This window comes from Cyclobacterium amurskyense (genome assembly GCF_001050135.1).
Lineage (GTDB): Bacteria > Bacteroidota > Bacteroidia > Cytophagales > Cyclobacteriaceae > Cyclobacterium > Cyclobacterium amurskyense.
The window spans coordinates 3,134,607-3,157,793 of sequence record NZ_CP012040.1; the positions used below are offsets into that span (position 1 = coordinate 3,134,607).

The following is a 23,187-nucleotide window of genomic DNA, read 5'->3' on the forward strand; positions in this document are numbered from 1 at the left end:
GTGCCTTAGATTTTAAACACAAAAATAGAAAATAATCTGATGCTTGTTCTAATTTTTCAATCTTCCTGAAAATCTATCCCGAAAATTCTTAGCTGAGAACTACCTTTGTTTAGCTGGTTTCACCCTGTCCAAGTAAAGTTTGTTATTCTTTTTTTCCTGATTTGTAAGTCATTTCTCCTATGATTGCACCAGACTCGTCTTTGGTGACAAACCGGCCATTTTTTAATCCTCTGTTGTATTTCCCCTCTATGGCAATGGTTCCATTTTCATGGTAACCTAAGTAATCTCCATGCTTGATACCGTTTTTGTAATTGATTTCAGTGGCCTTCGATCCATTAGGGAAATAGGTGATAAAAGGCCCTTCAAGACTTCCTTTATTATAATTACTTTCCTCTATCAATTGTCCGGATTCAGTGAATTCCTGCTGAATTCCATCTAAGGTTCCGTCCTTGAAAGTTTGTTTTTCATGAATTTCGCCATTTTCATAATAGCTGATATGGGAGCCATTTGGTTTTCCATTTGAAAACTCAGTTCTGCTCTTAATTTTTCCGGAAGGAAAATAACTTTCTAATAAACCTTCAATAGCTCCCTCCTTAAACGAAGCAATTTGTGACAGACTCCCATTTGGATAATAAGACTTGGCTTCACCATGAGGTAAATCTTTATAGTAAGGTGTTATTTTAAGCGTGTCTTGTGTTATAGGGTGTAGGTCATAAAAATCTGACATCCTTTGTCCATTTTCATATTGGCCTACTTGAATCAATTGGCCTAAGGTATTGTAAAGTTTATAGGCCCCATGTGCCATTCCTTCTGAGGTTTCAAAATTCTCTTTTATAATGGTCTCACCTGCATCATAATAAGTGGTGTGAACTTGTGCAAATCCAGGAGTGACCGAGTAAAGCAAAAGTAGAAAGAATACAAGAGTGTAGAGTTTCATTTGGTGCCATTTTCCTTTAAAAGCCTAGCGTTTTATTGCTGATTACATTTTTTCTATGACAATAGCAGATGCACCGCCTCCACCATTGCATATTCCAGCAACTCCCAAGTTTCCATTTTCTTGATGAAGAATGGAAAGTAAAGTTGTTATGATTCTGCTACCTGAGCACCCAAGTGGATGGCCCAAAGCCACAGCTCCACCATAAACATTTAATTTTTTTTCAGGAATACTCAACAGTTCTTGATTGGCTAGAGCCACCGCTGCAAAGGCCTCATTGATTTCATAATAGTCGATGTCACTTGAATTGACTCCTGCAATTTTTAGTGCTTTTGGAATAGCCAAGGAGGGCGCTGTTGTAAACCATAATGGGTCACTGGCAGCATCAGAAAATCCACGTATTTTACCGATTATCGGTAAGTTCATTGACATGGCTGTTTTTTTATCCGCTAAAATAAGCGCTGAGGCCCCATCACTTATGTTTGATGCGTTGGCTGCAGTAACTGTTCCTTCCAGTAAAAAAACAGGTTTTAATGTTGGTATTTTTTCGAAATTGACCTTTTTGAAATCCTCATCTTCTGAAATAAGGTTCTTTTCACCCCTTCTGCCTTTGACCTGAATGGGGCATATTTCATTATCGAATAAGCCTTTTTTCCATGCTTCAGCGGCCAGTTGATAGCTTTTTATGGCATACTGATCCTGAGATTCACGACTTATCTTCATTTCTTTGGCTGTGTTTTCAGCGCAATTCCCCATAGGAAAATCGTGATAAACCTCGTGTAAGCCATCCTTTTGAAGTCCATCTACCAGGTTTCCATCTCCATATTTATAGCCAAAACGAGCCTTTGGAAGGTAATAGGGGACATTACTCATGCTTTCCATCCCTCCGGCAACTACGATTTCAGCTTGCCCACACATTATGGCTTGAGCGCCTAGCATTACTGCTTTCATGCCGGATGCACATACCTTGTTAATTGTCGTGCAGGGTGTTGAAATGCTTAGACCAGCTTTTAGTGCCGTTTGTCTGGCGGGTGCTTGTCCTAAGTTTGAGGAGAGTACGTTTCCCATCAATACCTCACTGATTAAACTAAGGTCTGTTATCCCAGATTTCTCTATGGCGGATCGAATGGCAAATCCTCCCAGTTCGGTGGCCGAGAGAGAAGAAAGTTGTCCTCCAAATCCACCGATAGGAGTTCTTGTGGCGGCTATAATATATACTTCTCTCATATTATGGGTCATTTGTTTTAATAATCAGGAAGCCCTCTTTTAGGTTGTTGAGTAGGCTTCTTTTTGTTCTGTTGAATGTACCTAAGCTCATTACTATTCATGGCATCCAGGATCTGTGCAGCTTGTTCAGGTGTAATGTTCATTTGCTCTAACCTTTGCTTCAGTTCTTCCATCGCCTTTTCCCGTTCGCTCAGATCACTTTCCATGCTATTCTGCTCCTCAGAATTTTCATTTTCTTCTGTTTTCTCCCCACGCTTTTCTTCCATTTCGTCAGACTCATCAGCACCATCCTCTGGGGTTTGTTCTTCCCCCTCACCATTTTCTTGCTTTTCGCTATCCTGCTTCTCTTGTTCCTGCTGATCTTGGTTTTGCTCTTGTTCTTGTTGCTCTTGGTCTTGCTGATCCTGATTCTCCTGGTCTTTCTTCTCTTGCTCTTCCTGGTCTTTTTTTAATTTCTCCCAAAGTGCATTGAGCTTGGCATCTTGAGGGTATTTCTCAAGACCTTCTGCCAGCAATTGGCTGGTGCCCTGTATGTCGTCATTTACGTATTGTCTTGCAGCTTTATTGAAATAATCTGCTTGAGATTGGGATTTTCCTTCATACGGCAATAACACGATTAAAGGAAGGATGATTAGAAATAGTTTATTTATTGATTTCATTGATGTCCTTTAAATGGTCTATAAATTGCTGATAAGAAGCTACTGTTTCATCGATTTCTAAAGCCCGATTCATTGTGTTAAGCGCTTCGTCAAACTGGAACCTATCCACCAAATCGTCTGCCTGAGCCTTCATCCTCTTGGCGTAGTTGGAGGGTTCTGGTTTGTCCTCCTGATCTTGGTTTTCCTCGTTTTCCTGATTTTCTTCATTGCCATCTAACCACCTGCTTAGTAGTTCATAGTTATACCGTGCTTTTTCATTGGTTGGATCCTTTAATAAGGAGGTTTTAAAAAAGGCCAGTGCCTCTTTGTATTTTTTCTCATTACCCAGCATTACTCCTTGCTGATTGGAAGCATAAGAAGATATTTGAGCTTTCTCACTACTCAAAAGGCTTTCATATGTTTTTTTTGCATCCTCTTCTTGCCCGTTACTTTGATAGCTTAAAGCCAGGTTAAACTTTATTTCAGGCTGTGTTAGCCCATGCTCATCAACTAGGGCAAGATGCTGTCTAACTGAATTTTCATAATCAGCCTCCTTAAAAGACCTTTCTGCTGTAGCGATCGCTTCATTGGTAATCGCTATATTCTTCCAGTCACTCGGTAATAATAACAAAATCCATAGTAAATATCTGGATACCATTGTGTTGGTTGTTTTTCAGTTGAATTAAAATGATAAGGTTCTGACGGGTAAAACGGCATCAATAATTGCCAAAAGGAGAGCCGCCAAAAGAAAATAGAAATATTTGTTGGAAGAGGCTTCTACAGTTCTGCTCGCCATCACAGTACCTTCTAATTTTGAGATGGTGTCAATTAAGTGAGGGATGTCGTTCTGTTCCCCACTTAATTCAAAATAGTCTCCACCTGTATCATTGGCTATTTTTCTAAGATTGTCTGAAGTAAGTCTAGAGATAGCTGGCCGATTGGTGGTTTGATCAATCACTACGCCACTACCTCTTGGGATAGTACTCCCATTGGATGTACCTACCCCCATACTGAAGACTTTTATACCTGCTGTATTCAATTCACTAAGGGTTTGCTCAAGTCCATCTCCAAAATCTTCTCCGTCACTAATCAAAACGATGGCTTTGGATTTTGGTTCTTGACTTTCATCTGTTTGAAATTTGCTTAGCGCCAATTTTAGAGGAGCAGCTATATCCGTCCCTGAATTAGGAACTAGGCCACTATTCAATCCGTCTAAATGTAGTTGAATCACATTTTGATCGAAAGTTAAAGGGCATTGTATAAATGCCTCAGATGAAAATATAATTATTCCTAAGCGGTCCGAACTGAAATTCTTCACTAAGTTTTTCAATTCAAACTTGACCCTTTGTAATCTGCTTGGATTAATGTCTTCCGCATTCATAGACCTGGAAAGGTCTATGGCGAGAAAAAGGTCTTTTCCCTCTTGCTTAATTTCTTTCATTGCATTGCCTATTGAGGGACCAGCCAAAGCGATAAGAAATAAAGAAAAGTACAGACTTCTTAAAACCATTTTCCATACCAACCGCCGCTTTTTAACGGTAATCTTCTGGTTAATTTTCCAAAATCGATATAGATAAAACCCGTACAACAAAATGAATACTATTGCCAAGGTTATTATAAAACTATTGTCAGGATATGCCCAAATCATAGGTTGAAATTAATCATTATAACTTAAAACGAAATGGATGAAGAAGAATTATTGATTTTTTCAAACCATAAAGTTAATTGCTGTTAAATATTTATTGCAAACTTAACTATTTTGTTGTGATACCGTTATGTTCGTATATCCTTTATTAATGTTTTGGGGATTTTCCACCAATAATCTTTCGATTTAAATAATGCTTGGTTTTAACTTTGTGGCTTTCAGGTATGTTTGTATTTTATTCATTTTTGTGTTTTTATCAGCGGAGCTCGATTCATTTGCTCAGAGTATAGGCCAGGTAAGTGGGCAGGTTCTAGATGGCCAGTCTGGTGAACCATTGCCTGGAGCAGCTATCTATTGGGAAAACCAGCCCACCAAAGGTACAGTTACGGATGTAAATGGATTCTTTTCTTTTCCAGTAGAGCCTCTTCCAAATAGCTTAAAAATAAGCTTTTTAGGTTATGAAGCTGTTAGAAGATCTTTTAATAAAAAAGATGAATTGGCTGAGCTGAAGTTTTTTTTAAGCCCCAATGAAATGAATCTTTCTGAGGTGGTGGTTTCCGAAAGGAGGGAGGATTATAATGTGAAAAGTACAGCTATCGGAAAGAGTGAGATTTCTGGCGATGAATTGAGGAGAATTCCAGCCTTATTTGGTGAGGTTGACTTGCTAAGAGGTATTCAACTTCTTCCAGGGGTAAACACTGCAGGGGAAGGAACTACAGGATTGTTTGTAAGAGGCGGGTCTTCAGACCAAAACTTGATTCAAATAGATGGAGCACCAATATACAACCCTTCACATTTCTTTGGGTTTTTCTCTGTTTTCAATCCTGATGCCATTAGTGATGTGGCCCTCTACAAGGGGAATATACCTGCTAATTTTGGTGGGCGAGCCTCCTCTTTAGTTGATATCTCCTTGAAAGAAGGAAATACACAGAAATTGAAAGGAGATGGAGGAATTGGAAGTATTAGTTCGAGGATTACTGTAGATGGCCCTTTGTTTTCTGATGATGCCTCCTTTCTAATTTCAGCTCGGAGAACTTATGCAGACGTTTTTTTAGGTCTCTCTTCCAATGAATCTCTCAGAGAAAATCAATTGTATTTTTATGACTTGAGCGGTAAGCTTATGTGGAGAAAAGGAGAAAAAAATAAATTCACCTTTTCCACCTATTATGGAAGCGATTTTTTGGGTTTGTCAGAACAATTTGGTTTGGGTTGGAACAACTGGATAAACTCTTTCAATTGGGATAGGCAAATCAACGACAAATTGTTTCTTGATGTAACAGCTTATTACAGTTTTTACAAATATAAAATCACTGTTTCCGACGAGGACAATGGGTTTGATTGGTCCAATTACTTTTCTGAAACCGGGGGCAAAATTGCCTTTACTTATCTACCTGAAGACGATACAGAATTGAAATTCGGAATGCATAGCCAACTGTATTATTTTGCACCTGTAGACTTACAATTTAGCAATGATGAAAACTTGCTACCCTTTGAGTCTACTACTAGAATTGGTTTTCAGAACAGTTTCTTCATTGCGGGAAAATCAGAGGTTTCAGAAAAATTGAGCGTTGAGGCTGGCCTTCGTTGGAGTGCTTACCAACAGATTGGCAATGGTACAAATTACCTATACGAAGGAGGTGAACCAACTGGAGATGCTGCAATTTCAGACACCTTAAATTATAGCTTTGGAGAAAGGATGAAGTTTTTTGATGGACTTGAACCTAGAGTAGCTTTTAGATATCTCCTTACCGACGGTTTAGCATTGAAAGGAAGTTATAACCGGAATTACCAATACATTCAGGTGGCATCAAACTCTTCAGCAGGACTCCCTATAGATAGGTGGATTCCAGCTGGTAAATATATAGAACCTATTAGAAGTGATCAGGTTTCTCTAGGACTCTTCAAAAACCTTAATGATAATAGATGGGAATTGTCTTTGGAAGGTTATTACCGTGATTTTAGAAACATAATTGATCTCAAACAGGATGCAAATGTATTGTTTAAAGACAATGTGGAAACTGAGATTCTAACTGGAGATGGTTGGGCTTATGGTTTGGAATTTATGTTGAGAAAAAACATTGGCAAAACTACTGGTTGGCTAAGTTATACCTGGTCAAGGGTGTATAGGCAAATTGAAGGAATCAACATGGATTTGCCTTATAATCCGAGGTATGACAGACCTCATGATTTGAGCTTGGTACTTACCCATCAGCTTAATGAAAGATTGTCTTTCTCAGGGACATTTGTATACACCACAGGAGTAGCTGTAACCTTTCCTGTCGGCTCGTATGTGCTGGACAATCAGCGCATACCTTTATATGATGCTTACCGTAACAATAGCCGTTTCCCAGATTATCATAGGATGGATCTATCATTAACGCTTAAGAACAAAGACAAAGGTAGATGGTGGAAGGGGAGTTGGAACTTTAGTGTTTACAATGCCTATGGAAGGAAGAATCCATTTTCCTACCAATTTTCAGTCATTAAAAACAATGACATTAATTTTGATTCCAGTGAAGGTATACCTGTAGTTTCACAAAGACCAGGAGTAGTCAAAACTTATTTATTTGGGATTTTGCCATCGGTAACCTACAATTTTACTTTTTAAGATATATGAAAAATTTTGGAATAATAATTTGCCTAATTTCACTTTTGTCCTGCCAGGAAGAAGTGCAACTTGATTTAGGGGATATCCCGAAAAAGCCTATCATTGAGGCAATATGGACTGACAATGCTTCGGATAATTTTATTAGGATTACCTATACCAGAGATTACTATGATACTTTAGACAATGAGGTGGCCAAAAATGCCTCCGTCAGTATTAAGGACAATTCTTCTGGCGAAACGGTTGACTTTAATTATGTTGAAGAATTGGGCTATTATCTACCAATAAATAATCAGGTAGCAATTACCGGACACCAATATACGATGAAGGTTTTGCTAGATGATGTAGCATATACAAGTGAGGGAATTACAAAAGAACCTCCAGTTTTAGACAGCATTACTTCAAGGTTTAGAGAAGAGAGGTTTTTTGCTGAGGAAGGCTATTACTTGACTTTATACGGTAAAATTCCTTTTGAAGATGGTAATTTCTATAGGTTACTAGTGACAAAAAATGATACGCTTTTAAATGGTACTGACGATTATTTCCTCTTTGATGATACCTTTGGCACCAATATTCTGGACAATGGATTCGAATTGAATGGGTTTGCTTTTGAGGAGAATGATAAGGTTAAGCTTCAGTTGATCAGATTGAATGAGAATGCCTATGATTACTTAGTCCAATTCGTGTCTTTGTTGTCCAATGATGGAGGCCTTTTTAGCCCTCCACCTGAAAACCCCATATCGAATATTATAGCCTCTAAGGGTGAGGGGCAAGTATTGGGGTATTTTATGACAGGTTCAATTATTTCGAAAACCATAACCATTGAAGAAAGCGAGCAATAGGTGAGCCTGAATTAGGCCATCTATTACTCGCTGAAATTCAATAGGCGGAGAAAAAAATAAGCTTATTTAGTGCCAGTTTCTGTGAGAAATGGTTGAATTTGGGCTTCGCTGTAATCCCAAAGAAGATCTCTTAGAGCTTTGGAAGAGGTCAAGGAATTGTCTTTTGCGACTTTTGATTTTTTATAGTAAGCACCATTTTTACTTGGGTCTTGTTCGTTTGTAGCTAAAAAGATACCTGTTTGAGCACCTTTTTTAGGGCTTATCATAAATGGTTTAGCGAGGAAAATTAACACTTTGAATAGTCCAAGGCTTTGATTACCGAAATTAGTATTGACCACTCCTGGGTGTAATGCATAGGCAGCTATTTTTTCATGACTGTATTTCTCCGCCAAGGCTTTTGTAAATAAAATGTTATAGAGTTTTACATTGGCATAGGCTTTAAATGAGCTGAAATTTTCTTTAAGTTCCAGATCCTGCTTATTGATCCCTGCTGCTTTGTGTGCCTCTGAACTAACGCTAATTATTTTCCCACCATTTCCACTGATAAGTAAGGGTAGGGTTAGCTGGGTCAATAGGAAATGTCCCAAATGATTTACCGAGAAGGTGAGTTCATGCCCGTCTTTAGTAATTTCCTTTTCAGGGAAAATCCCTCCCGCATTATTGATAAGTACATCAAGGTTTTTGGTCTTATCGGCAAGGGATCTCGCAGCCTTGGCAACAGAGTTTAAATCAGAAAGGTCACAATATATGATTGTGAATTTACTTGATGGAGAGGGGAGTGACTCTATCAGAGACAGGGCTTTTTTTTCACTTCTAACCAAAAGAAATATTTGTTCACATAAGGGAGCCAAGGCTTTTACTTTTTCTGCACCAATTCCAGATGTTGCTCCAGTTATTGCTATTTTCATAAAGTAGGTTGTTAGGGTTGTTGAATTTTCAATAATGCGGAATGAATGTAGGTGAAATTAAAGATATTATAACTATAATTAAAAGGAAGGAGCGTAAAATTCGAGGCGGGGAATCCCAAATCAATTGAAACTGATAAATTAATTTCTGTATTTTTGTTATTGATTTCAACTAAGATATTCAATGGTTGGTGTCTAGGTTTCTCAGTAGGAAGTTTATGAATCTGTTTTTCAGGTAGATATCTTCAGAAAGAAAAAGGATAACATCCTTAATTAAACAAGTTGTAGGTGGCAAAGAAAAAATTCATTGAAATAAAGAAGGTTATAGGTGATAAAAATCCAGGTTTATTAAAGTGGATGCCGGGCTTTCTTCTATCGTATATCCAGAGAATAGTTCACGAAACCGAGGTCAATGATGTGATGGAACGGAATGCTAACTTAAAGGAGTTGGATTTCGTGAATGCATTAATAGTTGAATTTGGGATGAAGATAGAGGTGAGGAATGCAGAAAATATTCCTTTGGAGGGCAATGTTATTTTCGCTGCGAATCATCCTTTGGGAGGTTTAGATGGCATTGTGTTGATGCATGTATTAGGTGCCTACAGGGAAGATTTAAGGTTTTTAGTGAATGATTTGTTGATGAATATCCCCAATTTCGGTAAGTTATTTGTGCCGGTCAACAAACATGGAGGGCATGGCAAAAGAGGCGTGGAGATTATAGAGGCTACCTATGCATCAGATAATGGGGTTATTATCTTTCCTGCTGGTCTTGTTTCTCGCAAACAGCCGAATGGTATTGAAGATTTAGAGTGGAAAAAAAGCTTTATAAATAAAGCAAAGAAGTATAAAAAAGATGTAGTTCCTATATATATAGAAGGGAGAAATTCATCTTTTTTTTATAATTTGGCGAACCTTAGGAAAAAGTTGGGAGTAAAGGCCAATATTGAAATGTTTTATTTGGCGGACGAAATGTTTGCCCAAAAAAACAAAAAAATTGTAGTCCATATAGGAAAACCGATTTCTTACAAGTATTTTGATGCTTCTAAGACGGATAAATATTGGGCACAAGAGGTCAAAAATATAGTTTACAATATTGTCCAAGACAAGTAGGATTTATGCAAGACATTATCAACCCGATTGAGAGGGATGCGATTAAGAATGAATTGACACCCGATCGATTTTTAAGATATGTAAACAATGGGGAAAATGAAATCTATCTGATTAATCAGCACAATGCACCAAATGTGTTGAAAGAAATCGGTAGGCTACGGGAGATTTCCTTTCGGGCAGCAGGAGGAGGCACAGGACTGTCAATAGATATAGACGAAAATGATACTTGCGAAAAGTGCTACGAGCAGTTGATCGCATGGAATCCTGAAGACGAAGAAATCATTGCAGGGTACAGATTGATCAAATGTTCGGATGCAGGCTTTACAGATAAGGGCTCTGTTAACCTATCTACAGCACACCTGTTTAATTTCTCAGATTCGTTTATTGAGGATTACCTTCCATATACCATAGAATTGGGCAGATCTTTTGTCCAACCAAAGTACCAACCAAGTGTTGACAATAGAAGAGGGATATTTTCTCTTGACAATTTGTGGGATGGATTGGGAGCAGTGGTTATGATCAATCCCGATGTCAAATATCTTTTTGGAAAGGTTACCATGTACCCACATTATAATGCGGAGGCCAGAGATTTATTGATTTATTTCATGAATCATTATTTTCCAGACAATGACCAGTTGATTTTACCTATAGTGCCTTTAGAGTATAAAACAGACCTCCAGAATTTTAAAGGAGTTTTTGATGGGCTGTCTTATAAGGAAGGGTATAAATTACTCAATTCAAGGGTGAGAACTTTAGGAGAGAACATTCCTCCTCTGATCAATACCTATATGAATTTGTCCTCAACGATGAAGACCTTTGGTACAGCAATGAATTATGAATTTGGCGCTGTAGAAGAGACTGGGATTCTTATTACTATCGCAGATATATACGAATCAAAAAAACATCGCCATCTCGAAACATTCGCAAGAGACAAGCACTATGGTGCAAAACAAAATTAAAAATTGAGAAGCATTGAACCCATTGAGAAATGAATACGAAGCCATTTGGTAAAACAGGCTTATATTTTCCATCAATTATATTTGGGAGCAGTGCATTGGGAAACCTTTTCCAAGCCTATTCAAAAGCAGATAAAAAAGCCATCCTTAAGGAAGCTTTCAATAGAACGAGCCCTAATACGGTCTTCGATACTGCAGGTAAATATGGGGCGGGTTTGGCTCTTGAGGTATTGGGAGAGTTTTTAGCGGAGGAGCGCATTCCTCGAAGTAATGTTATTATTACAAATAAACTCGGCTGGACCAGAGTGCCTCTTACTACTCCTGAACCCCTCTTTGAACCCAATATATGGAAAGGCATTCATCATGATGCGGTTCAAAAGATAAGTTATGAGGGAATTCTGGAATGTTTCGAAAAAGACAATGCCCTCTTGCAAGGGTATGTTCCACAGCTGATTTCCCTCCATGATCCTGATGAATTTTTAGCCAAGGCAAAGACTAAGGAAGAGCGAGCCTTATTATGGGAAGAGCTTATGGGTGCCATTACCGCCATGAAGGAGTTGAAAGAGGCAGGTAAGGTAAATGGTATCGGCGTGGGGGCTAAGGACTGGAAGACTATCAGAGAGATCTATTCGCGGGTGCCACTGGACTATGTGATGGTTGCCAATAGTCTTTCACTGATTCACCATCCTCCTGAATTAATGGATTTTTTAGAATTATTGAGAAAGGATAATGTAGGCATAATCATAGCAGCCATTTTTCAATCCGGATTTTTAACTGGGGAGGATTATTTTGATTATAAAAAACTTGACTCTTTGGATCCCGAAGACCAAAGGAAAATTCAGTGGAGAACTGCATTTTTTGAAGTTTGTCAAAAATACGATGTAGCACCTTTTCATGCATGCATACAATTTTCACTTATGGTACCCGGTGTGTCAAGTGTAGCCCTAAGTGTCAATAAACCCGAATTGGTAGAAAAGAATATTCTTGCCTCAGAAACATCCTTGCCTAAAGAATTTTGGAAGGAATTAAAAGATAAATCCTTAATTTCGGATTTCCCTTATTTATAAGAAACCAAATAATCTAAATCACCAATGAGCCAAACAGTAAACCCAGTAAAGACAGAATTAATTTCCAAAAAGAATTTCTGGCCATTCCTTTTACTTACCTGCCTGTTTATGTTGTGGGGAGTAGCCCACAACATGACCGATACCCTTTTGGCAGCTTTTAAAAGGATAATGAGCATGACTGATTTTCAGACATCCTGGATTCAGTTGGCATTTTATGGTTCGTATTTTTGCTTGGCTTTACCCGCAGCAATTTTCATCAGGAAATATTCCTATAAATCTGGGATTCTTCTGGGTTTAGGGCTTTTTGCCTTGGGCTCTTTGTTATTTTATCCTGCGGGGATGATGATGTCCTACGGTTTTTTCCTCCTGGCTTTATATGTATTAGCAGGAGGTCTTTCTATTTTAGAGACTGCAGCCAATCCATACATTTTAGTGATAGGTCCACCAGAAACGGCCACCCAAAGGCTTAATCTTGCCCAATCGTTCAATCCAATTGGGTCTGTTATTGGTGTGTTTTTAAGTAAAATATTTATTCTCTCTAAACTCAATACCGCTGAGGCAACAGACCGAACAAACATGGCTCCGGAGGAGCTTGCGGCTATTCAAGCTGATGAACTGGCAGGTGTAGTAAGTACTTATGTTGGTGTTGCTTTATTTCTGATAGTAGTATGGTTTGTTATTCGTGCTGTTAAAATGCCAGTCGCTTCTGAAGAGACAGAAAAAGATGGTGTGATCGGTGGTTTTAGAAGATTGTTTAAGAACAAGAATTATGTCCGTGGGGTAATGGCTCAGTTTTTTTATGTAGGCGCCCAAATAGGCGTTTGGTCATTTACAATAAGGTATGTAATGACAGAGCTTGATGTGATGGAAAGTGGTGCCTCTGATTATTATTTGATCTCTTTGGTGCTTTTTGCCGGTAGTCGTTTTCTATTTACTATACTAATGAAGTACTTTAAGCCATCTATATTATTGGCGTTTTCTTCATTATTAGCCATTCTACTTAGTTTTGTGGTAATATATGGAAGTGGGATGATTGCCGTTATAGCATTGGTGTTAATATCCGTTTGTATGTCTTTGATGTTTCCTACCATTTATGGCTTGGCAGCAGAAGGTTTGGGTAATGACACCAAACTTGGAGGGTCTGGTTTGATTATGGCCATATTGGGAGGAGCTCTCATCACAGCTATTCAGGGCCAAGTTTCTGATATCAGTGGAAGTATTCGTTTATCCTATTATGTACCTATGCTATGTTTTGTAGTGGTAATGTATTTTGGCCTTGCACACTATTTTCAAAAACCTGATAAAAAGAAAGTGGAAGTAGCTTAACTGAGCTTTCTACTTGATCTATAAAAAAAGCTTCATGCATAAACCGCATGAAGCTTTATTATTGTACACTGGTGAAATATCATCGGATAAAAAACAAGTGCTAGAAGATTAAACCCGAAATATGCAATAGACATTCTATTACGTGCTGAAATCGCTTTAAAATCAGCCACTTCGTTGCTGTTTTCAATTTCACCATAGCGGTGCTATGCTAAAATCTCCAAACAGTCTGATTTTCTTGCGATTGCAACACTTCCCGTAAACACGGGACAGGCTATTACGAATCCTATTTCATAATCCGGGTTAAATTGCTAATGCATCAGATGCTATTTAATAAAAACCGAAATAGTTTCTAGCATTTCTGTAGCAAATGTCTTCCACCATCTGTCCCAACCATTCCTCATCAGCAGGCAGTTCACCATTGGCGACATCCTGACCTATGAGGTTACATAAAATTCTTCTGAAGTACTCATGGCGTGGGAAAGAGAGAAAGCTTCTGCTGTCTGTTAGCATGCCGACAAAGCAGCTAAGGATTCCCATATTGGAAAGCGTATTGATTTGCTTTTCCATACCATCTTTTTGGTCGAGGTACCACCAGCCAGATCCGAACTGTACTTTTCCTTTGACAGATCCATCATTGAAATTCCCAACCATTGTAGCCATTACCTCATTGTCAGCAGGATTTAGGTTGTACAATATGGTTTTTGACAATTGATCCGTACTGTCGAGGTTGTTCAAGTATTTCGCAAGGGCTACACTTTGTGGGAAGTCCCCGATAGAATCAAATCCTGTATCAGGACCTAATACCCTTAGCATCCTTTCATTAGTATTTCTAAGTGCGCCAAGGTGATATTGTTGTGTCCATCCTTTTGCATGGTACATTTTAGACAATGCAGTGAGGGTTTTAAATTTAAAGAACCTTACCTCATCGGGTTGGATTTTTTGTCCCTTTTTGATAGTAGCAAATAAATCATCTATTGCGTATTTGTCACTGTCATAAAAATACAACTGCTCAAGGCCATGGTCAGATAGCCTTCCTCCATTTTCATGAAAATAAGCTACTCTATTTTCCAATGAAGCCAATAAGTCTTCGAATGTATTGATAGAAATGCCACTTACTGCTGTAAGCTGTTCCAGGTATTGCAAGTAATCAGCGGGGCTTTCTACAGCATACGCTTTGTCTGGACGGAATGCTGGAAGAAGTTTGATCGCAAGCTTGTCCGCTTTGGCTTTTTGGTGATACTCTAAGCTGTCTATAGGGTCGTCTGTGGTACAAACTACCTCTACGTTCATTTTTGAAAGCAGCCCACGAGTACTGTATTCTTTTTGTTGAAGGAGATTAGTAGTGTGCGCATAGATATCAGTTGCGGTATTTTCATTCAACAATTGATCAACACCAAAGTAGCCCTTTAATTCTAAGTGAGTCCAGTGAAACAATGGGTTTCTCATCGTTTGTGGGACGATTTTAGCCCAACTCTCGAATTTTTCCTGATCAGTGGATTCTCCTGTAATGTATTTTTCATTGACACCAAGCGTTCTCATGGCGCGCCATTTATAATGGTCACCATGAAGCCAGATTGAAGACATATTATCAAACTGACGGTCCTCGGCGATGTCTTTAGGCGAAAGGTGACAGTGGTAATCAATTATCGGCATTTTCTTTGCGTGGTCATGATATAGGCCTTTGGCAAAATCATTTTTTAAAAGAAAATCCTCAGTTAGGAAGGTGTTATTTGAAGGTTTTGCTGTGTTTTGCATTATCTATTCTTTTAATCTAATAGTAATATTAAAAATTTATTTTTGCTTATTCCAGACTTTTAGCTGATTTAGACAATCGATTGCATAAATTAAAATTGTCTCAAATCTAATGAGAATCTTGTTTTGTTGTTTATCTTAGTGTGTAAGCGGTATGTTTGTTTATTTAAAGGTTGATTGACAGTAAAAACATTCGTCATAAGTGAAAGTTCCATATTATCTATCTAGTTGTTTAAAAATCATGAACAGTAAACAAAGAAGAAGTTTCTTAAAAAAAGGAGTGGGATTGGCTACTTTGCCTTTATTGGGTTTAAGCTCTAGAAACCCACTTCCTAAAGACCCAAAGAAAAACCTTAAGCTTAGTTTAAATGCTTTTTCTTTTAATGCTTCATTGCGTGACGGAACGCTTTCACTAGAAAGGTTATTTAGATATTGTGCCGAAAATAGTATTCCAGCCATTGATCTGACAGCTTATTATATTTCTAATTATCCAGAGGTGCCTGAAGATAAGGTGCTCTATGGTATTAAAAAACAAGCGCATCACTGGGGCTTGGATATTAGTGGTTCGGGTGTCAGAAATGACTTTACCTTACAAAATACGGACCTAAGGAAAAAAGAAATAGACCTAGTAAAAAAATGGATTGTAGCCAGTTCAAAAATGGGTGCTCCAGTATTGCGGGTTTTTGCAGGAAAATCCAAGGTGGAAGGTGCAGCGTGGAAAGAGGTTGCCGATGGTGTGATTTCCGCAATGCAGGAATGCGCTTCATTCGGTGCTGAGAATGGTGTGATTGTAGCCATGCAAAACCACAATGATTTTATAAAGTCTGCTGACCAGGTGAACTATATAATGGAAAATGTAAATAAAGAATGGTTTGGATTGGTGTTGGATGTGGGGAGTTATTCCTTGAAAGATCCCTATGAGGAAATCAGTAGAAACGTACACCATGCTGTAAATTGGCAAATAAAAGAAAATGTAAACTACTTAGGGACTCAAAAACCAGTTGATTTGAAGACCTTGATGAAAATTATAAAAAGTAGTGATTACAATGGCTACCTACCGATAGAGACTTTAGGTCCAGGTGATCCTTTTGAAAAGGTGAAAAATTTCCTTAAAGATGTTAAGAAAGCCTTAGATTAGAGCGAAGGTGGGGGACTAAATAAAAAAAGGTAAGCTGTAGTGAAGCTTACCTTTTTTACTTTATAAAATTCTTTTATTTTAATTCCTTGATTTTGATGTTCTTGTAATGAACTTCATCACCATGGTCTTGTAGGAGGATATGGCCTTTTTCTGCTTCTCCAAAATTATCCCACTTCGCATATTTACTTTCAGCTACCAATGCTCTGAATTCATCAGATCCTCTGGTGTATTCTACCACCTTTAGACCATTGATGTAATGTTCAACTTTGTTGTCTGGATAGACAATAAGCCTTCCTTTGTTCCATTCCCCAACTGGTCGAACGAAACGGTCTTGCTTATCAGCTTTAATTAAGTCATATAGAGAAGAAAGTGTTCTGTTTCCATCTTTTCCTTTCTTAGCATCAGGGTGTCTTTCATCATCTAAAATTTGGTATTCTAATCCAATAGCTGAGCCAGTGTTGTTTTCATTAAGGGTTACAAAGTACTTAACACCACTGTTAGCTCCTTCTGTGATTTTGAAGTCAAAGGCCAGGTCAAAAGCACTGTATTGGTCCATAGTGACAATATCTCCTGCATTAGCTGATTCCCTGCCGTCTGTAGCCTCTATTGTTAATACACCGTCATTAATGGTCCAGCCTCCTTCAGGGAAAGATTCTCCTTTGGCACTTCTCCAACCTTCGCTGGTTTTTCCGTCAAAAAGAAGTTTCCATCCATTACCTTCTTCATAAGAAGTTAATTTATTGTCGATGGTACTTACTACAAATACTTCTTTTTCAAAAGGCGTAGGAGTAAGGTTTTCTGTCTTAATTCGGATATTTCTGAAGTAAGTTTTCTTACCAGCATTTTCTGGGTGTTTACCTATTCCGTGAACCTGCAAAGCAATAAAGCCTGTAGCGTCCATGTCATCTACTAAATAAGCTACTTCTTGACCATTTACCCACGTTTTTAGGTTATTACCAATAAATTCAATTCTATATGTATTGAATTCTCCTAGTTTGAAAGCACTTCTTGCATCAGGGTTATAAGTTAGTGGATAAAGCCATCCTCGTCTGGCTTCGTCATAAATACCACCAGACCATGCTCTTTCTTTGGGGTCACATTCTACTTGGTAACCAAATACTCTTCCTGCGCCATCATTGGCATCAGGATTATGTTGCCCTCTGGCCATTACGCCTGAGTTACTTGATTCATCGTCTACTCTAATGTCTAGTTCTAAGATGAAATCACCATAGGTCTTGTCCGTAGCAAGAAAAGAATTGGGGGTGTTGGGAACTGATGTACCGACGATCACACCGTCAACTACTTCGAATTCTGCAACGCCATCCAATTGATGCCAACCGTTTAAGGTTTTTCCATCAAATAGGTTAATCCATCCGTCTTCTGTTTCTGCTGTTGGTTTTCCGCAAGAAGCTAGAATGAAAAAAGCCAAAGCAAAAAGACTTAAAATTTGTTTGTTCATGTTATGGGTTTTTTTTGTATAAATTTCAATCAATAATTGTAAATTATATAAGGAGCGTAAAGATAAGCAATATCTCATAAAAATATAATTTATAGGCAATCGATTGCAATCTGTAAATAGAAAGGTATAAATGCTTTTTGCCAAAGGGTATTCATGTTTTATGCCCTTTGATGTAATGAAGTGTTTTACGGACCTAGGCTGGAAGGAGTGTAGATGCTTTGAAATGGCTCTATCTTTTAACCTTCTACATTAAAGTGTAAAGCTATTAGGTAGAGAGGAGATTTTTTATGAGGTACTTTTGAATAAGTCAAGGATGGTTGCTTTCAAAATTGTTTCAGCTTAAGTTTTTAACCCGAAATATGCAATAGACATTCTATTACGTGCTGAAATCGCTTTAAAATCAGCCACTTCGTTGCTGTTTTCAATTTCACCATAGCGGTACTATGCTAAAATATCCAAACAGCCTGATTGTCTTTCGATTACAACACTTCCCGTATACACGGGACAGGCTTCACCCCTGACATTGTCAGGGCGGAGAAATTCTATTACATAATCCGGGTTTAACAATCATGATTTGCTAAATAGAACATTCCCCAACAAAAACTGACCACCATTAAAAGGAATCGGTTTTTTGTCAGGGAATGGATTGATTATTACTAGTAACAGTTACTTATTTAGCCTTTTCTTGAGGCAAAGTTGGAGAATGAAATTTTCACAAAAAGTGCCTGAAAATATAATCTTATCTTTTATTCAAACTTCACACTTAAGATTGGTATATCAGTTTTGTAGAGGAGGGTGTCAGTAACGCCTATCTGGTAGGCTGAATTTGACTTTCGTAAGTTAGATGCAATGGCTATAATGCCAGCCTTTTCTTTTTCTGCGAAAGCGATAATGCCTTTCTCTACTTCTTCGTGATTATAAATATGACGATGAATCAATAGTTCTTCCTGCCCATAAGCATACTCAGCCATACGGGCTTCGGTTGTACCTGTGTCAATGAATTTTTCCGGGGTATTAATAAATAAAAAATGAACTACTGTCCGGATGTTTTTAATAAAGGGTTTTAACCTGACAAATGCTGGTTTGCTGACTTCATTAAACAAGGAGGCAAAAACCAGTTTTTTCATTGCTCGGCCATCCACGATTTTTTGAACAGCCAATACAGGGCATGGAGCATTCCTGAGGACTTTCTGGGTAGTAGACCCAATAAATTTCCCAGGTTCTCGATTTTTACCGTATGCACCGATGACAATTAAATCAGCCTTCTGTTTGTGCGCAAGGTCTACGAGAACCTGGGAAGGGACACCTACCTCCACCAGTGCTTCTACTGGTGTGTTTTTAATTTTATGTGTTGCGACAAAGGTTTTTAATTTATCCTTTGCTTCTGCTTCAAGATCTAAGATCTCCTGGTTTTTTATTTTTTCAGATGTCGACAAATTGTTCCAATCTAGATCAGATTGGATGACATTTAGACAAGTGATAGTCGCATCGCCTTTACTTGCAACCTTCGCGGCACTATAAAATGCATTTTCTGAATAGGGCGAAAAATCAATTGGGACAATGATTCTTTTCATGACCAGTATATTCTAAATTTCTAAAACCTTGATAATAGCGCCAAATCACAAATAATGAATTTTTAATTTGGCAATTACTCAAAATAAACAAAATTTAAATTAACAATACATGATAAAAATCATCTTAGCTCATGATATTTTTCTTTCAGAAGACATTCATTGAAGAAGTATTATAATTTACCCACTTTAATGTTTTTGAACTCAATGCTCATTTCATTACTTGGGTGTAACTGTAGGCCTATTGGACCTTTCTCAGGCATGTTTTCTGACTGGTAAGTAACTACTTCTTGACCGTTTAGCCATACAGTATAGGCTTGTCCCTCCACTTTAATTTTCATGGTATTCCAATCCTTTTGTTTAAGTAGGTCTTTAACTCCTTTTGCTTCTTTAGGGTATGATTTTCCAGGGATATAAGGTGAACCGGTCATGTCTCTTTTTAATGATCCGGAAATTCCAATTTGTATTTGGTCCTTGTCTGTTCTCAAAAATACACCAGAATCTACTGTACCTTTACCCATTAGGAAATCCAGCTCTAAAATAAAATCACCGTATTCCTTTTCAGTCCAAAGGGTAGAACCTGTTTTTGTAGGGTCATTTTCTGTATAGATATTTCCGTCTCTGACTTCCCACCAGATGTTGTCTTCAGGGTTTACAGTCCATCCTTTCAAGTTTTTCCCATTAAAGATCGACTTCATTTTGACTTTTTGTGCAAAGCCCTGATTGGTGATCAAAATAATCATTAAAAGACTAGGGAGTAGGTATTTCATTTTCATTGTGGTATTATTTAGGTTTTATTAGATTTTGTTTTGTTTTTCTCTCGGCCTTCAATCTTTTAAAGGAGAGTATTTCAAATTCAGGTAGACAATAATAATAAAAATTACTTAGAAATATTGGCCCTTCAAAAAAGTTGATGGGTTTAAAGGAGGTTGGCTAATTCTTATTTAAACCCGAAATATGCAATAGACAATCTATTACGTGCTGAAATCGCTTCAAAATCAGCCACTTCGTTGCTGTTTTCAATTTCACCATAGCGGTACTATGCTAAAATCTCCAAACAGACTGGTTTTCTTGCGATTGCAACACTTCCCGTAAACACGGGACAGGCTATTACGAATCCTATTATAATCCGGGTTAAATCAAATTATGACCTTTACTTTAATATATTCTTTATTTTAGATCAAGTTATGAGGTTGGTGAAGAGCTTTAAATTATGACCTGGGATTTTAAACCTTATTACCAATTAACATTTTCTGACTCTGTAAACACTTAATAGATTTCTATGGTGAATTCCTAATTCAATAGACTGCTTTTTGCGGCATTTCACCAAGGCATAATTGATTGTCGAGGGGTGTTATAAGGATTTAAAAAGTTTGGTACAAACCCATTCGTTTAATGGAGAGTGCCAATGTGTTTATTAAGGGGTGTAATCTAATATAAACCCTTCATAAAACATGGGTTTATATTAGATTTTATGGATGGATCTAAATTAAAAAATGCTGGCCTTTTGTCTGTATTATTTGTCTTTTAAATAGGCTGCAACGGCAGCACCTATAATTCCTGCTTCATTTTTGTTTTCTGCGACCATTACTGGGACATCTACAGTAATCTCATTTTCAAATTTGTCCATTTTTTTACTGGCACCTCCACCTAAAATAAATAGATCAGGTGAGATGATTCTTACAGTGTGTTTTAAGAATTTATTGAAGCGTTTTCCCCATTCACTGTAGGTAAGGTTGTCCTTTTTACGAGCAGAATCAGCTGCGAAATATTCTATAATTTCCCCGTTTTTATAATAGATTCTTCCCAACTCAAAGTTTGGGATAAGGATACCATTATAAAAAACACCTGTTCCTAAGCCGGTACCTATTGTTACGGTAACCACCAAACCTTTTTTGTTTTTGCCGGCGCCAAATGTCATTTCTGCCAAACCAGCAGCATCTGCATCATTAATAACCGTAACAGGCAAGCCAGTTTTTTCTGAAAGCAATTGATCAACCTGCACACCAACCCAGCTTTTGTGAATGTTGCTCTTGGTCATGCATTTGCCATTATTAACTACAGTTGGAAAGCCACAACCAATAGGCCCTTTCCAGTTAAAATGATCAACTAATTCCTTCACGGTATTAGCTACACTTTCGGGTTTGGTAGGTAAAGGGGTTGGGATCCTGAATCTCTCGGCGGTTAACTGTCCTGTTTCTATATTAACTGGAGCACCTTTAATGCCAGAGCCTCCTATATCCAATCCTAAAATTTCCATTAAAACAATTTTTGTCGCTTTGTAAAATAACCCTTTTCAACTTTGATGATTAAAGTTAGGTAAAATTATACTGATTACATTCTTTTACATATTGAAAAATTCAAAAGAAAAGCGATTCTATTTTATAGGTGATTTCGCTACTCTCTTTTTATTGATTGCGGAAATATTAAATAGGCTATAAAAAATAAAACTTTTAAAAGAATTGCTACGAGGGGATTCCCTAATAGAGGAATTGGTTATGAGTGCATGATGGTTTGTAAGCTCAGTTTAACCCGAAATATGCAATAGACAATCTATTACGTGTTGAAATCGCTTCAAAATCAGCCACTTCGTTGCTGTTTTCAATTTCACCATAGCGGTGTTATGCTAAAATCTCCAAACAGCCTGATTTTCTTGCGATTGCAACACTTCCCATAAACACGGGACAGGCTTCACCCCTGAAATTGTCAGGGCGGAGAAATTCTATTACATAATCCGGGTTAATAACAATTTGGCAACAAGACCTTCTAGGTTGTTTTAGTGAAAAGGGAGGTGGCGCCTGTTGGCTTAACGCTTTGTAATGAGTAAAGATAATAAGGTAAGGCCAATTGATTTTCGAAACATAAAAAGGGGAGTAAATCAATTACTCCCCCAGATTCAATATTTATTTATTTTCGATCTTACCATCAGCATGGATGGCAAACCTACCTTTGGATTTGTCATGTACATGTTCATGGCTTCCCCAAGGCCAGCCACCAAATTGGGTCCTTTGAAATTCACCAACTGCTTCCTGGATTTCCTGATTGCTATTCATGACAAATGGGCCATGCTGAACCACTTTTTCATTAATGGGTTTCCCTTGCAAATAAAGAAAGTGAGCCTCTTTGTTTCCATTTTTTATTCGATACGATGACTGATCTCCCAGTACTATCGCTTTATTTTCAGCCACAATTTGTTCATCTATTTCTATTTGTTCTCCTGAGTAGAAAAACAATGACCTGTCTACATTAGATGGTACCTCAGGTAATGTAAATGTGGAACCCGGATTTGCCTTGATTAACCATATGCCTACTTCACTGTCCGGGTCTGCTGCATAAGAATCCGGCGCTGGAGCCAATGACTTCACTTTCTCAAATTCCCCAGCAATGATTTTGAATGTCGTTTCCAGTCCATTATTGTCTTTGATTGTTACAATGGGGATTTGTTCATTCCACATCATCTTAAAATGGGCCGCAACATTTTTCTTGGCCCTTGGAAGGTTAAGCCATATTTGGAAGAATAGCATTTCATTTTTTTCAGTTTCATTGAGTAATGGAAACATCTCTGAATGCATTACCCCTCCTCCGGCAGTCATCCATTGAGTGTCTCCGTTCCCAAATCTTCCAGCTGCTCCAAGTGAATCAGAATGGTCCACCAAGCCCTTTTCTACAATAGACACTGTCTCAAAACCTTTGTGAGGATGGGCTGGAAAACCAGGTACCTTACTTCCGTGGTACATATTCCACCCATCTTTACCAGAAAAGTCCTGACCAATGTTCCTTCCGGAAAGATTTGCCTTAGGTGCCATTTCTTGATTTCCTTCAGGGAAAACATCGTTGTGAAAAGCACAGAATAAAAACGGATCCTGTGTTGGCCATTGCGCCCCTAAAGGTTGAATTGATTTTATAGCAGATTTCATAACATATATAAATTATGTGTATATACATGTAATAAGTCTTTTCACTATAAATAAGTTCAATTTTAATCCCTAATTTGAAATTAAGAGATTGAAAT

General features: G+C 37.9%; 19 protein-coding genes. 7 read left to right on the forward strand and 12 right to left on the reverse strand.

Annotated features, from left to right (window positions below; genetic code table 11):
- Positions 1-142: 142 nt before the first annotated feature.
- The 5 genes from CA2015_RS13000 to CA2015_RS13020 are packed head-to-tail and all read right to left on the reverse strand — an operon-like array spanning position 143 to position 4,447.
- Positions 143-937 carry a toxin-antitoxin system YwqK family antitoxin gene (locus tag CA2015_RS13000; RefSeq protein ID WP_048642303.1) on the reverse strand — a complete coding sequence of 265 codons (795 nt, stop codon included), beginning with the start codon at positions 935-937 and terminating at the stop codon, positions 143-145.
- A gap of 42 nt (positions 938-979) precedes the next feature.
- Positions 980-2,161, reverse strand: coding sequence for an acetyl-CoA C-acyltransferase (locus CA2015_RS13005; RefSeq protein ID WP_048642304.1), 1,182 nt, complete (start codon positions 2,159-2,161; stop codon positions 980-982).
- A gap of 17 nt (positions 2,162-2,178) precedes the next feature.
- Positions 2,179-2,820 carry a hypothetical protein gene (locus CA2015_RS13010; RefSeq protein WP_048642305.1) on the reverse strand — a complete coding sequence of 214 codons (642 nt, stop codon included), beginning with the start codon at positions 2,818-2,820 and terminating at the stop codon, positions 2,179-2,181.
- Positions 2,804-3,457, reverse strand: coding sequence for a hypothetical protein (locus CA2015_RS13015; protein ID WP_048642306.1), 654 nt, complete (start codon positions 3,455-3,457; stop codon positions 2,804-2,806). Before CA2015_RS13015 ends, CA2015_RS13010 begins: the two co-directional genes overlap by 17 nt.
- A gap of 24 nt (positions 3,458-3,481) precedes the next feature.
- Positions 3,482-4,447, reverse strand: coding sequence for a vWA domain-containing protein (locus CA2015_RS13020; RefSeq protein ID WP_048642307.1), 966 nt, complete (start codon positions 4,445-4,447; stop codon positions 3,482-3,484).
- Between the two features lie 190 nt (positions 4,448-4,637).
- Between CA2015_RS13020 and CA2015_RS13025 the strand changes: the two genes are divergently transcribed.
- The gene (locus CA2015_RS13025) at positions 4,638-7,052 is read left to right on the forward strand and encodes a TonB-dependent receptor (protein WP_053086685.1); all 2,415 of its coding nucleotides are present in this window, start codon (positions 4,638-4,640) and stop codon (positions 7,050-7,052) included.
- Between the two features lie 5 nt (positions 7,053-7,057).
- Entirely contained in the window at positions 7,058-7,891 is an 834-nt protein-coding gene (locus tag CA2015_RS13030; RefSeq protein ID WP_048642308.1) for a DUF4249 family protein, read from the forward strand.
- Between the two features lie 62 nt (positions 7,892-7,953).
- Here the strand turns inward: CA2015_RS13030 and CA2015_RS13035 are convergent, their stop codons facing one another.
- A complete protein-coding gene (locus CA2015_RS13035; protein WP_048642309.1) occupies positions 7,954-8,799 on the reverse strand; it encodes an SDR family NAD(P)-dependent oxidoreductase in 846 nt (281 codons plus the stop codon).
- A gap of 285 nt (positions 8,800-9,084) precedes the next feature.
- Between CA2015_RS13035 and CA2015_RS13040 the strand changes: the two genes are divergently transcribed.
- The 4 genes from CA2015_RS13040 to fucP are packed head-to-tail and all read left to right on the forward strand — an operon-like array spanning position 9,085 to position 13,255.
- Positions 9,085-9,906 carry a 1-acyl-sn-glycerol-3-phosphate acyltransferase gene (locus CA2015_RS13040; protein ID WP_048642310.1) on the forward strand — a complete coding sequence of 274 codons (822 nt, stop codon included), beginning with the start codon at positions 9,085-9,087 and terminating at the stop codon, positions 9,904-9,906.
- A 5-nt stretch (positions 9,907-9,911) separates the two neighbouring features.
- Complete coding sequence (locus tag CA2015_RS13045; RefSeq protein WP_048642311.1) at positions 9,912-10,865, forward strand: GNAT family N-acetyltransferase; 954 nt, start codon at positions 9,912-9,914, stop codon at positions 10,863-10,865.
- Between the two features lie 29 nt (positions 10,866-10,894).
- Complete coding sequence (locus CA2015_RS13050) at positions 10,895-11,929, forward strand: aldo/keto reductase (protein ID WP_048642312.1); 1,035 nt, start codon at positions 10,895-10,897, stop codon at positions 11,927-11,929.
- A 24-nt stretch (positions 11,930-11,953) separates the two neighbouring features.
- Complete coding sequence (gene fucP / locus CA2015_RS13055) at positions 11,954-13,255, forward strand: L-fucose:H+ symporter permease (protein ID WP_048642313.1); 1,302 nt, start codon at positions 11,954-11,956, stop codon at positions 13,253-13,255.
- Positions 13,256-13,582: 327 nt separating this feature from the next.
- Here fucP and uxaC read toward each other — a convergent pair whose 3' ends face one another.
- Positions 13,583-15,010, reverse strand: a complete 1,428-nt coding sequence (gene uxaC, locus CA2015_RS13060) for a glucuronate isomerase (RefSeq protein WP_048642314.1) — start codon at positions 15,008-15,010, stop codon at positions 13,583-13,585.
- Between the two features lie 238 nt (positions 15,011-15,248).
- Between uxaC and CA2015_RS13065 the strand changes: the two genes are divergently transcribed.
- Positions 15,249-16,145, forward strand: coding sequence for a sugar phosphate isomerase/epimerase family protein (locus tag CA2015_RS13065; RefSeq protein WP_084011761.1), 897 nt, complete (start codon positions 15,249-15,251; stop codon positions 16,143-16,145).
- A gap of 73 nt (positions 16,146-16,218) precedes the next feature.
- Here CA2015_RS13065 and CA2015_RS13070 read toward each other — a convergent pair whose 3' ends face one another.
- The 5 genes from CA2015_RS13070 to CA2015_RS13090 all read right to left on the reverse strand — a co-directional run bounded on the left by CA2015_RS13070 (position 16,219) and on the right by CA2015_RS13090 (position 23,092).
- Entirely contained in the window at positions 16,219-17,604 is a 1,386-nt protein-coding gene (locus CA2015_RS13070) for a 3-keto-disaccharide hydrolase (protein ID WP_048642315.1), read from the reverse strand.
- Positions 17,605-18,350: 746 nt separating this feature from the next.
- Complete coding sequence (locus CA2015_RS13075) at positions 18,351-19,178, reverse strand: universal stress protein (RefSeq protein ID WP_048642316.1); 828 nt, start codon at positions 19,176-19,178, stop codon at positions 18,351-18,353.
- Positions 19,179-19,348: 170 nt separating this feature from the next.
- Entirely contained in the window at positions 19,349-19,951 is a 603-nt protein-coding gene (locus CA2015_RS13080; protein WP_240477793.1) for a 3-keto-disaccharide hydrolase, read from the reverse strand.
- Between the two features lie 740 nt (positions 19,952-20,691).
- Entirely contained in the window at positions 20,692-21,435 is a 744-nt protein-coding gene (gene ppgK, locus CA2015_RS13085) for a polyphosphate--glucose phosphotransferase (RefSeq protein ID WP_048642317.1), read from the reverse strand.
- A gap of 643 nt (positions 21,436-22,078) precedes the next feature.
- Positions 22,079-23,092, reverse strand: coding sequence for a pirin family protein (locus CA2015_RS13090; protein WP_048642318.1), 1,014 nt, complete (start codon positions 23,090-23,092; stop codon positions 22,079-22,081).
- Positions 23,093-23,187 lie beyond the last annotated feature (95 nt).